Origin of the sequence: Clostridium brassicae (assembly GCF_026738875.1) — a bacterium.
Classification (GTDB): Bacteria; Bacillota; Clostridia; order Clostridiales; family Clostridiaceae; genus Clostridium_H; species Clostridium_H brassicae.
On the sequence record NZ_JAPQFJ010000039.1, the window covers coordinates 1 to 12,790 of the forward strand.

Sequence of the window (12,790 nt, forward strand, 5' to 3'; positions counted from 1 at the left end):
TTAGGCACGCCGCCAGCGTTCGTCCTGAGCCAGGATCAAACTCTCAATTTAAAAGTTTAATCTTTACTCAATTCAATTGACTGACTTTATATCAACTTCTGTTTAATTTTCAAAGACCATTTCTTTCGCTGCACTTAAGCAACTTGTTTAGTATATCAGTTTGTCTCTTCTTTGTCAACAACTTTTTGGATTTTTCATTTCAAACCTTGTTGTTGTCTTGCCATTGCTCTCTCGCAACGACATGAACTATCTTATCATAATTATTAAATGAATTAACTTCATTATATCCTTTAAAAACTAATTATATTCTTTATAATCAATCTAATTCATTTTTTCTCTATTTTTATCATATTGATACGCAAGGACAAGTATACTTTAAATATTACTTTTTAACAACTCTATTCTCTAATTTTAAAAAATGTTATTTACAACATTTTTCTCACATTCCTATCTATCAAATCCAAAAACACTTAATTCTTTAGGATTTTTTCCTATATGAAGATCTCTCAGCAATTGCCCTCCTATCACATTATATAATATCCCATTAGAACCATATCCCATACAAAAATAATAATTGGGCATATCCTTATGAACTCCTATATAAGGTAGGCTATCTTTGGTTTCACCAAATAGCCCATTAAACCTATAATCTATCTGTATATTATTAATATAGGGAAACATTAATTTAAGTTTTTCTTCTAAAATTTTATACTTTTCATTAGCCAACCAATCATCATCAGCTAAATTGCATATTTTACTCCGTTCTCCTCCTATTTCTATATCTTCTCCACCTATCATTATTCTATTATCTGCAGTAACCCTCAAATATGTATAGATAATTTCACTATCTCTTATTATACATTTATTATTCCATCCCCTAAAATTTTCAATAGGTTTTGTAACAATAGTAAAGCTTCTAGTAAACTTTGCTACATTTTTATTAATACGTTTTCTAGATTCAAATCCTTCTGCAATCAATATCTTATTTGCTTTTATTTTAAATCCATTTTTAGTAACTGCAACTTCTGAACCTTCTTCTGATAATATACTAACAATCTCCGTATTTTCATAAACTAAGGCCCCTTTATCACTAGCATTAGCTAATAGAGCATGAGTGAATCTATACGGATTAATTCCTCCCCCTCCATTTTTTGAATAAATTCCACACTTTATTGGGAAAGAAAACCTATCTTTATAGTTGCTTTCATCTATAAGTTCTACATCAAACCCACACTTTTTTCTCATATCGAATTCTTCTTTGAGTTTGGCTACATCCTTAAATTTATTTGTATAATACAAACAATCATTTAATATAAAATCACATTTGTCCCCTAACTTGTTTACTATACCCTCAATATCATATACAGCTTCTTGGCATAACTTAAACGCCTTTACTGCATTATCCATACCAACTTTCCTTTTTAATCCTATTAAGTTTGTATCTATTTCATACTGTAATATAGACGTTGACGCACTAGTGCTCCCATATCCAATTATATTTTTATCTACTACAACAGTATTAATCCCTGCATTGGCAAAATAATAGGCACATAATGCCCCTGTTATACCTCCCCCAATTATTAATACATCGCAGCAAATATCTTCACTTAAATAACTATATTTATTAGGGATACCATCTATATTAGTCCAAAATAATTTACCCGAAACTAAATTCAAACTAGCTCCTCCTTTCAAGCATTTGTGCCAAATTTTACTACAATCATACTATGTTCCATTATTATTCGTATTCCTATGCAAATATATACTTATTATCTTACTTAACCTTCTAAATATTGACCTCTTTATTTTTTTATGCTCACCTTTACATATTTTGTATTTTTCAATTTAAATACTATAAACGTTCAAAATCGTTAATAAATTTTTACAGCACATATTTATACTTTCCCTATGCAACTTTTAAAATTTTTAAAATTTCTTGTTTCGATAAACCCTCTTGTAATTTATCACATTACAAGAAATCAATGTAAAAAAGTCATCTAGAAATAATATCTAGATGACTTTTTTGTAAAATAAATATACTAAGTATTTATTTTATCCAAATTCATGTCCTGGTATCCCATTATTAACAAAATTCTTCCCTGCTAACGGCTTGCATCCAGATATTTTCATATCTGTTGCAATAGGATATGCACCATGATAATTGGGGAATGTAAAGTTAAGAGTATAATTTTTTCCATGGAAAATAGCTTTTGTTCCATCTTCTGTAAAAACCGCTGTATTTTTAAGGAAGATAGCCTTTCTACTTTTCTTCCCCGTACTTAACACGTTTACTTGATAAGCAGTAAAGTCAAAAGAAGTATTAGTTACATTAGAAATTACAACTTCACAATATTTTTTTAAGGTAGTATCTCTGTAAACACTATCATCAAAATAAGTGCCCTTATACAATTTTATTTTACTATTTACTTTAGTTATTTTTTCAGAGACATTATTTTTATCTTTTACTACTTGTTTGTTTGGACTTGTTTTAGTTGACTGTATAGAATTTGTATTTATTGGAATCTGTTTCTTTTTTTTATCAACACTATTTTGCTCATTAACAGCTTGTGTTAGATTATTAATATCTTTTGAATTATCTTCTAAAGCTTGGTTTTTATTAGTAGTTTGTGCAGATTTATTTGCTTTTTTATCTTTACTACAACCAACTAAAATGAAAATTAAACTTAAACATAATATCACAACTAAACTTCTTTTCATAATTCAACCCCCTTTAATTTAAAATAGTGTTTGTAATGTCATGTTTTAAATATAATCTTAATACTAAAAACTAGACACAATTATAAGAATGCCTAGTATTATAGTACCTATATTTTCATATAGTCTCAACTTATACATTAATCTAAAATAAAAGCTAGATTTAAAAATGAGAAACTAATACAAATAAATAATAAATCACATTTTTTATTTTTCTATTAATGCCTGTTTAAATTTATAAGAGTATCTGAAAAAAACTTGTTTATCTTCTTTATATATTTTTTCTGCCATTTTTATACCCTTGTTGTAATACTCCTTAGCCTTATCTTTATTTCCTAATGAGGACTCATTTTTACCTAAATCATAATATATATCTAATAATTTATTACTAAATTGGTTTTGATCATTTTTACTTGAACTTAAAGCTTTATTAAGTTCCCTTATTGAGGTTTTATAGTCTTTATTTTTATATAAAGCTTCTGCTTTTACAATAGATACTAAATAATCATAAGGATAACTTTCCTCGGCTTTTAATTGCTTTTGCATTTTTTTCTTATATTCCATACATTTCTCTAAAGACTTCAAAGCTTCTTTGGGCATATTTGCTTTTACTTGAGCATCTGCAAGATAGTACCACATATATGGTGCCTCTTTATTTTCTGGCTTACTTAGTTCTTCCTCATAATATTTAACTACCTTTTTAAAATAATAAGGATAAACATCCTCAGCCTCAACTAATCCTCCATTTACATATCTAAATACCTCTACTATATAAGAATTGCCTGTATCATGAACCCAAGTAGCTATCTCATTCCTGCCATCTTTTTTACCTTCAATATTTGGCATATCTTCAATATCTATTTTTTTATATAAAACTTCATCTAATATTTTCACCTTATTATCTTTAATTTTATATATTTTTAAATTATTTCCAGCGGAACCTCCAACAAAAGAACTTACCAATAATTCTTGATTTTTATCTCCATCTATATCAGCAAAATCAATTTTATATACACTTTCCCCTTCTCCATAATCACTTAAAACAACTTTCCATTCTTTATTATCCTTAGCTAATACTATTACTCCACCTGTATAAGGATCTTTAGATGACTTAAAAGTAAATATTATTTCTTCCTTGCCATCCCCATTTAAATCTTTTGTAATTATAGCCTTTTTTTGTTCTTGTGCCATTGGTGGAAAAAGCACCATATCCTTTGGAATAAACTTTGCTACAATCATATTTTTATCATTTATTTCATTGGTCTGATTTGAAGAAGTTAAAATAACTTTAGGTGTCTGTATAAGTTCTGTAGATGCGACAGCTTTTCCACAACCAGTAAACATAGAACTGATTATTACTATTCCCACACAATTTAATACAACATTTTTAGATATCATAACTTAATCCTCTCCTTTATACATACTATAACTTGCCTATTTATTGATTAGATAATCTGCTTTATTATAATTTTTTTCAAAATACCTTTGATCTCTTTGCTTTTGCTATAATTCAAACATAATATTAAATATTACATTTTAATGTAGATCTCCATCATCAGGTAATTCAATGATTACTTTAGTTCCTTTTCCATACTCACTTTGTATTTCTAAATTGCCTCCATGTAATTGAACTAATTCATTAACTACGGATAGTCCTATCCCATTTCCACAATCTTTAGCATCCACCTTATAAAATTTTTCAGTAACTTTATTTAAATGTTCTTTAGGTATCCCTATTCCATTATCTTCTATAGAAAACCTTACTCTATCATCTTCTTTCATTGCTTCAATTAACACATTCCCTCCCTTAGGTGTAAATTTCAAAGCATTATCTAAAATATTTATAAATACCTGCTTTAACCTATTTATATCTATTTCTACCTCTTTATAAGCATTTTCTGAAATATTAAGTTCTAATAATATACCTAAACCCTTAGCTCTAGGATACATTTGTCTTAAAACCATATTTAAAAAATCTTCTAAATAAATCTTTCTGAAATTTAGTTCTACTCTTTTATCTATTATCTTTGAAAAATCTAGTAATTCTTCAACCATATTAGTAAGTCTATCTGCTTCTTTTTCAATAACATCAAGTCCCCATACTAACTCCTCATTACCTTGTAAATCTCCAGTTTTCAGCGTAACTGTCCATCCTTTTATAGATGTAAGCGGTGTTCTTAACTCATGAGACATTTTTGATATAAATTCATTCTTTAACTTATCTGTTTTTAAGATTTCTTCTGACATATAATTCAATGTATCTGCTAATTCTCCAATTTCATCATTATATACTTTTTCCGCTTTTATCTTTAATTGTCCCCCAGCCATTTTTTGAGCCGTGTTGGTTAATTGTTTTACTGGTTCTGTTATAGTATTAGAAACAACTATACTTAATACCATAAAAACACAAATTATAACTATTCCTATTAAAATTAACATTAACCTTATTTTAGTTATTATCTTATCTATTTCTTCCAAAGAAGCTACACTTCTTACAACACCTTGTATTACATTAGCATTTTTTAAAGGAGCTGATACTGACATTATCTTTTCATTTGAATATCCACATTTGCCTATTAATGTATATCTTTCTCCATTCAAAGCTTTTGTTACATCTAAATAATCTATTTTTTTACCTTGTTCAATACCAATGGAATCTTGAATTACTTCTAATTTTTTATCTATTATTTGCACTTGAGCTGGTGACATTTGAGAAAATGTATATATAAATTCATTTGTATTTGATTTAAAGTTTCCATCATAGGAATATTTATTGAAAATATTAGCTGAAATATTAACTTGCTTTTGCAAAGAATTTTCAATATTTTTATAATAATAGTTCTTTATAAGTATGCATAATATAACTTCAATAATGGCTACTATTAACAAAGCAATACATAAATACGACTTTACTATTCTAATCTTTATTCCCCTCAGCAATATCACCCCTTGAAAGTATATCCATATCCCCAAACAGTTTTTATATATTTAGGTTTTGACGGTACATCCTCTATCTTTTCCCTGATACGCCTTACATGAACATCCACAGTTTTTATATCACAGAAAAAATCTTCTCCCCATGCTAAATTAAGTAGTTCATCTCTAGTTAAAACTCTGTTTTCATTTTTCATAAATACATTCATAACGCTAAACTCTCTATACGTAAGTTCTATAGGTTCATTATTTTTATAAAATGTTTTTGTATCTGAATCTAACTTGAAAATCCCTTTTTCTATCACATGAGATTTTTTTTCATTTTTATCAACCCTCTTAAAAATAGCTTTGATTCTTGCAATTAATTCCAACGGATTAAATGGTTTCACTAAATAATCATCTGCCCCAAATTCAAATCCCATTATTTTATCCATATCTTGTGTTTTAGCTGTTAGCATTATTATTGAAATATCCTCATTCATCTCTCTTATTAATCTACATACTTCAAATCCATCAATTCCAGGTAACATAATATCTAAAATAATTAAATCTAATTGATTTTTTTTGATTATATCTAAGGCTACCTCTCCTCTATCTGCTTCTAACACGTTACATTTGTTCCTTAATAAATTTATTTTCACAAAGCTTCTTATGGATTCCTCATCTTCAACTATAAGAATTCTTTTATTGTCTAACACTCTCCACACCACCTAACTTAAGTATAATATACCACGTTTTACAAAATAAATAGTTATATAAAAATTAAAAAAGATTACGAAAGGGTTACATATAAAACATATTATTTAAAAACAATAATTCTATATTTATACTACACGATGTATATTTTTATAATAATTAAAATAAATAAAACAGCCAGTAAAATTTCACATTTCACTAGCTGTTTTACATATTAAACTATTTTACTTTTTCCTCAGTTTTTTCTCCAAAAACATCTATATACATTTCTTTAATTTCACTTATTAATGGATATCTTGGGTTAGCTCCTGTACATTGATCATCAAAAGCTTGTTCACTCATTTCATCTAAAGTAGCATAGAATTTTTCTTTAGTAACTCCCGCTTCACTTATACTCATCGGAATATCTAATTTTGCTTTTAATTCATCAATAGCTTTAACTAAAAGTTCTACTTTTTCTGCTTCTGTATTCCCGCCTAATTGTAGATAATCTGCAATTCTTGCATACCTCCATGCAGCATTTGGATATTTGTATTGAGGGAATGCAGCTTGCTTTCTTGGATTATCTACTGCATTGAACTTAATAACCTCATTAATTAATAATGCATTTGCTATACCATGTGGAATATGATGCATTGCTCCTAGTTTATGTGCCATTGAGTGACATACTCCTAAGAAAGCATTAGCAAAAGCCATTCCTGCCATAGTTGAAGCATGAGCCATTTTCTCCCTAGCTTTTATATTAGTTTGTCCCTCATTATAAGCTTGTGGTAAATACTTAAATATTAATCTTATTGATTCTAAAGCCATTCCATTAGTATATTCTGATGCAAGAACAGATACATAAGCTTCTATAGCATGAGTTAAAGCGTCTATTCCTGAAGCTGCTGTTAATCCCTTTGGCATATTCAACATCAATTCAGCATCTACTATAGCCATATTTGGAGTTAATTCATAGTCAGCTAACGGATATTTCATTCCTGTTTTTTCATCTGTTATAACAGCAAATGGAGTGACTTCCGAACCAGTACCTGCTGAAGTTGGTATAGCAACCATCATCGCTTTTTTACCCATCTTAGGGAATTTGTATACTCTCTTTCTTATATCCATAAATCTCATAGCAAGATCTTCAAATTTTACTTCTGGATGCTCATACATTACCCACATGATTTTAGCAGCATCCATTGGTGAACCTCCCCCGAGTGCTATAATTGTATCTGGCTGAAAACTCTTCATTTCCTCGGCACCTTTTTTAGCCACTGCAAGAGTTGGATCTGGTTCTACATCAAAGAATACTTTAGAATCTATTCCCACTTCATCTAGAATACTTGTAATTTGATCTACGTATCCTAATTGATAAAGAACCCTATCTGTTACTATAAATACTTTCTTTTTGTCCATATCTTTTAATTCTTTTAATGCCACTCCAAGGGAACCGTATTTAAAATAAACCTTTTCTGGAACTCTAAACCAAAGCATGTTTTCTCTCCTCTCAGCTACACTTTTCACATTCATCAAATGTTTAACTCCAACATTCTCTGATACAGAGTTTCCACCCCATGTACCGCAACCTAATGTTAATGAAGGTTCTAACTTAAAGTTATAAACATCACCTATAGCCCCTTGAGCTGCAGGCATATTTATCATAGTTCTTCCCGTCTTCATTGCTGCACTAAATCTATCTATTCTATCTCTTGATTTAATTTGATCAGTATATAGTACAGAAGTATGCCCAATACCTCCATGTTCAACAAGTCTCACTGCATTCTTTAATCCTTGATCAAAATTTTTAACTTTATACATAGCAAGAATTGGAGATAATTTTTCATGCGCAAATGGTTCTTCTGGCTCTACAGACTCAACTTCTCCTATAAGAATTCTAGCGCTGTCTGGAACTTTAAACCCAGCTAATTCTGCTATTTTGCAAGGTAATTGTCCAACAATATCTGCATTTACTGTTCCATTAGTTAGTATTATTTTTCTTAATTTATCTGTTTCTGCTTTATTTAATATGTAAGCTCCTCTTTCTAAAAACTCTTTTTTAACTTCTTCATAAATTTTATCTACAATTAATACTGATTGTTCTGAAGCACATATAACTCCATTATCAAAACTTTTTGAAAGAAGTATTGAATTTACCGCCATTTTTATGTGAGCAGTCTCATCTATAATAGCTGGTGTATTACCTGCCCCAACCCCTATAGCTGGCTTACCGGAAGAATATGCAGCTTTAACCATTCCAGGACCTCCAGTAGCAAGTATAATATCCGATTCTCTCATTACTACTTGTGAAAGTTCTACAGAAGGTTCATCTATCCATCCTACAATTTCTTCTGGTGCTCCTGCTTTAACTGCAGCATCTAAAATTATTTTAGCAGCAGCAATAGTAGAATTTTTAGCTCTTGGATGTGGTGAAAATATTATGCTATTTCTAGTCTTTAAAGCTATAAGTGCCTTGAAAATTGCTGTAGATGTTGGATTTGTTGTTGGAATAATTGCAGCAACAACTCCTATTGGTTCTGCTACTTTTGAAATACCAAAAGATTTGTCTCTTTCAATAACTCCACAAGTTTTTTCATCTTTATACTTATTATAAATATATTCTGAAGCAAAATGATTTTTTATTACCTTATCTTCTATTATCCCCATTCCAGTTTCTTCTACAGCCATTTTTGCAAGTTTAACCCTAGCATCATTTGCAGCCATAGCAGCACTTCTAAAAATCTCATCAACTTGCTCTTGTGTGTAAGTAGCAAATTTCTTTTGAGCATCTCTCATTTGTCCCATTTTTTTCATTAGTTCATTAACATTAGTTACCTTCATTTTGTCTCCCGCCTTTTCAAAAATTGTGGTATTTAAGTTTTTCTTTTGTTATTAAAATTTCATATGTATTACCTATAAAAATTACTATATTGATTTTGTTTGTTAATTATCAAACAAAGTATAAGTTTTTAAAAGCGGTTTCTAGATATTTTATTTATATATCTAACCGCCTGTTTTTTATGTGTTAATTATATAACAAAGTTTTTTAAAAGTAAATACTTTTTTATTGTTTCTCGACATTTTTTTAATTTCAATTCGGACTGTATTTTGTGGTTTTTATATATAAAATCGTATGTTATCACCTTTTATACTTTTATTTTAATTTTCTTTAATTTAAAATATAATTATATGTTTAACAAAATTATATGTTATTTTTTATACAATATTGTTCCGTTCTTGTTCTACTGAGTGGTCGTGCCATTGACATAAAAATAACAAAGTATATTGCCTTAAGAATAGCCTTACTGAACAAAATATAATTATTTAGTAAAATTATTCTTAAGATTATGTACTTTAATTTTTATATACTATACTACATAAATATATATTTTATCATATTACTTTGCATAAATTATATATAACCTCATTTATCTTCATATTTATAACTATCTCAACTCTATATAACCAAAGAATTTTTCGCTCATTGCTAATATAAGTATAATCATAACCATAACACATAAAAGTATGCTGATTAGTACTATGCATATACTTGCAAATAACTTAAACATTAAAAAACCTAATAATGCAGGAATAACTACAGCAACCCACTTTATAATAGCCTCCAGTATTCCAGCGCTTCCTTCATAATCTAAAGGAATAAAAAAATGAACTATTATTCTTGATAGGCTTGTCATTATAGTTCCAAAAATAACTACTAACAAAAACAAAATGGCTTCCAGCTTATTTACTTTTGTCATTAAACCAAAAGGTAAAAATAAACTTATAAAAAATAAGCTTGTAAAAATATAATCATAAAATGTTATAAAAAATATCTTACTTTTTGTACTACCAGGTAATAAATATATGTATACTTTTTTTAATTCATATTTAATAGTAGATGTAACACTTGAACCCGTAGCTAGCATTATTCCAACTAATCCTAATATACCCCAAATAAATTTTGGAGACATATTTCTAGCAAAATATCCACCGACTAAAGATATTATAGCAAGAATAGAACATATTATTGTATATCTCTTTTGCTTACCATTTCTCTTCCCAAATAAATAACTTTTATATATAAATGCTCCTGCCCCTTTAATATTAGATAATAAATTATCCTTTATAACTCTCTCTTTTGTAGAAATACCATCCTCCATTAAAACCGTTTCTATATTCTTTGTACTAATGCTTATATTGTTTAATTCTATATTTTCACTTACATCTTCATAAAAATCCTCTCCCCAAAACACTGCAAGACCAAATATTGCACTAGCACTAATTAACATAAATATTAACTCTATTAATGGAAATTTACCATTATTTATTGGATAAACAATTATATTTTTCATTAAGGTTAGAACTGGTGTATTACTGTCAAAATAATGACCAAAGGTTAAAATTGTATTTATAAATCCTGTTTCTTTAGAGTAACCTGAGTTAAAATAAAAACTCACTCCCAAATATAAAAGCATAGCAATAATAGTGATTAAAGAAGCCCTTTTTACACCTTTTTCTGAATTAAACTTTATTTTTAATGAATAAAGAAGGAAATTTAAGCTTTTAAAAAATAATACTATTAAACAAATACCTAACAAGCTTATTAAAAGTTTTATTATACTTATGTTAGTGAATTTAAGTATAACCATAGAAATAAAAATTACAGATATAAAATAGTTTGCTGCAAACCTAATACAGCTTTTTACTATATTAAAAGCCCAAAGCGACTTTTCATTTATAGGCGATGGAAATATATAATGGACATCCTGTATGGTGAAATACGTAGGCTTATAATTGTTAAATGCTAATAACAATATTACTATAGTAATTACAAACAGTATTATAATCACTAATGGACCAACTATATTATTATCTAATTTAAAATGAGTTCCTGTTCCTCTCCTATTACGAGAAATAAATAATACATTAAACAAGATAAGTAATATAGGAAATATTATTTCTCCTATTTCTTTAACTGCTGTTACAGGATTTTTCATTAGATATTTGAAAAAATTTTTGAATTTAGCAAATTCAACAAAAGAAAGTGTTTTAAAATCATTTATCCACATACTAATAATACCTCCACAGTTACAATTATCATCTATCAATCATAGTTTAAATATTACATAAAAATAGTTAATATAAACATTTAATTTATCACGCTTTTTCTCTATCAGTAATTTTTAAAAATATATCTTCCAAAGGCATTTTGCCTTGAAAGCCTGCAATGCTTGTCAATTCTTCTCTTGTGCCCTGTACAAGTATTCTACCTTTTTTCATTATTATAAGTCTATCGCTTATTTCCTCTATAGAGGAAAGTATATGAGTACTTATGAGTATAGTTTTACCTTCATCTCTCAATATTTTTAAAATATCTTTAAAATCTTTTATGCCTTTTGGATCTAGTCCTATAAATGGTTCATCTATTAGAAATATTTTTGGTTCATGCAAAAGTGCCATAGATATAGATACTTTCTGTTTCATTCCTTTTGATAGATTTTTGCTTATTTCATTTTTCTTATCTAATATATTGAACATCTCTAATATTTTCATAGCTTTTTCTTGCCAATCTTCAAGACGATATGCTAATGATATAAATTTCAAATGCTCCCAAACTGTAAGGTATGGATATATATCTGGATTTTCTGGAATATAGGCTAACCTTTCTCTTACCTGCTTATCTTTTATACTTTTTTCATATATTAAAACATCACCTTTATCTTTTTTTAATAAAGATAATATACACTTTATAGTTGTAGTTTTACCTGCACCATTAGGACCTGCAAGTATAGTAATCTCACCTTCATTAATATTAAAAGATACCTGCTTTAATACTTTTGTTTTACCATAGCTTTTTTCTAAATCTTTAACTTCCATAGAAACCATATCTATATCTCCTTATTAAATTTATTTAAACTTTAGTTATACCAAAACATTCTTATATATACTTATATCAAGACATTCCTTATGTAATTTCTGTTTTTTATAATCTACTTAATTATAGACTATTCCCCAAAAGATTAGTAAATAATTAATATATTCTTTATAAATAACATATTACTGGATAAAAAATCAAGTAACAAGATTAAATTCAAAAAATAAAAATGCACCAAGCATTAGCTTAGTGCATTTACTCTTACCCGGCGGCGACCTACTCTTCCACACCGTCTCCAGTGCAGTACCATCGGCGCTTTGAAGCTTAACCTTCGTGTTCGGAATGGGAACGGGTGTTACCTTCAAGCCATAACCACCAGATGCTATAGTTCTCGAAATCTTCGATTTCCTAGAAATATAGTACTCATCAGCTATGCTGAATGAGTGTCCTGTTTTGAAAGATTTATTCTTTCAAAATTGCACAGTGATGTTCGATCGTAACCAATTACCTAGTCACTGGTTACTTTTATTTGATCAAGCCCTCGACCTATTAGTATCAGTCAGCTTAACATGTTACCACGCTTACACC

Annotated in this window: 8 protein-coding genes and 1 rRNA gene; all 9 read right to left on the reverse strand. The window is 28.4% G+C overall.

Annotated elements, in window-relative coordinates; all coding sequences use genetic code 11:
• Window positions 1-447 precede the first annotated feature (447 nt).
• Window positions 448-1,677, reverse strand: coding sequence for an NAD(P)/FAD-dependent oxidoreductase (locus OW729_RS18770; protein WP_268063074.1), 1,230 nt, complete (start codon window positions 1,675-1,677; stop codon window positions 448-450).
• Window positions 1,678-2,052: 375 nt separating this feature from the next.
• Window positions 2,053-2,718 (reverse strand): hypothetical protein, encoded by a 666-nt coding sequence (locus OW729_RS18775; protein ID WP_268063075.1) that lies wholly within the window; start codon window positions 2,716-2,718, stop codon window positions 2,053-2,055.
• A 204-nt stretch (window positions 2,719-2,922) separates the two neighbouring features.
• Window positions 2,923-4,113 (reverse strand): hypothetical protein, encoded by a 1,191-nt coding sequence (locus OW729_RS18780; protein WP_268063076.1) that lies wholly within the window; start codon window positions 4,111-4,113, stop codon window positions 2,923-2,925.
• Window positions 4,114-4,251: 138 nt separating this feature from the next.
• Window positions 4,252-5,655 (reverse strand): sensor histidine kinase, encoded by a 1,404-nt coding sequence (locus OW729_RS18785; protein ID WP_268063077.1) that lies wholly within the window; start codon window positions 5,653-5,655, stop codon window positions 4,252-4,254.
• A gap of 2 nt (window positions 5,656-5,657) precedes the next feature.
• Window positions 5,658-6,347, reverse strand: coding sequence for a response regulator transcription factor (locus OW729_RS18790; protein ID WP_268063078.1), 690 nt, complete (start codon window positions 6,345-6,347; stop codon window positions 5,658-5,660).
• A gap of 217 nt (window positions 6,348-6,564) precedes the next feature.
• The gene (gene adhE / locus OW729_RS18795; protein WP_268063079.1) at window positions 6,565-9,168 is read right to left on the reverse strand and encodes a bifunctional acetaldehyde-CoA/alcohol dehydrogenase; all 2,604 of its coding nucleotides are present in this window, start codon (window positions 9,166-9,168) and stop codon (window positions 6,565-6,567) included.
• 605 nt (window positions 9,169-9,773) lie between these two features.
• Window positions 9,774-11,396, reverse strand: coding sequence for a putative ABC exporter domain-containing protein (locus OW729_RS18800; RefSeq protein WP_268063080.1), 1,623 nt, complete (start codon window positions 11,394-11,396; stop codon window positions 9,774-9,776).
• Window positions 11,397-11,484: 88 nt separating this feature from the next.
• A complete protein-coding gene (locus OW729_RS18805; protein ID WP_268063081.1) occupies window positions 11,485-12,213 on the reverse strand; it encodes an ABC transporter ATP-binding protein in 729 nt (242 codons plus the stop codon).
• Window positions 12,214-12,465: 252 nt separating this feature from the next.
• A 5S ribosomal RNA gene (rrf, locus tag OW729_RS18810) occupies window positions 12,466-12,582 on the reverse strand.
• Window positions 12,583-12,790 lie beyond the last annotated feature (208 nt).

What these genes read in the sequence shown, in the direction of transcription:
- OW729_RS18775 (WP_268063075.1), bottom strand. Translation starts at nt 2,718, where the DNA reads ATGAAAAGAAGTTTAGTTGTGATATTATGTTTAAGTTTAATTTTCATT.
- OW729_RS18780 (WP_268063076.1), bottom strand. Translation starts at nt 4,113, where the DNA reads ATGATATCTAAAAATGTTGTATTAAATTGTGTGGGAATAGTAATAATC.
- adhE (WP_268063079.1), bottom strand. Translation starts at nt 9,168, where the DNA reads ATGAAGGTAACTAATGTTAATGAACTAATGAAAAAAATGGGACAAATG.
- OW729_RS18800 (WP_268063080.1), bottom strand. Translation starts at nt 11,396, where the DNA reads ATGTGGATAAATGATTTTAAAACACTTTCTTTTGTTGAATTTGCTAAA.
- OW729_RS18805 (WP_268063081.1), bottom strand. Translation starts at nt 12,213, where the DNA reads ATGGTTTCTATGGAAGTTAAAGATTTAGAAAAAAGCTATGGTAAAACA.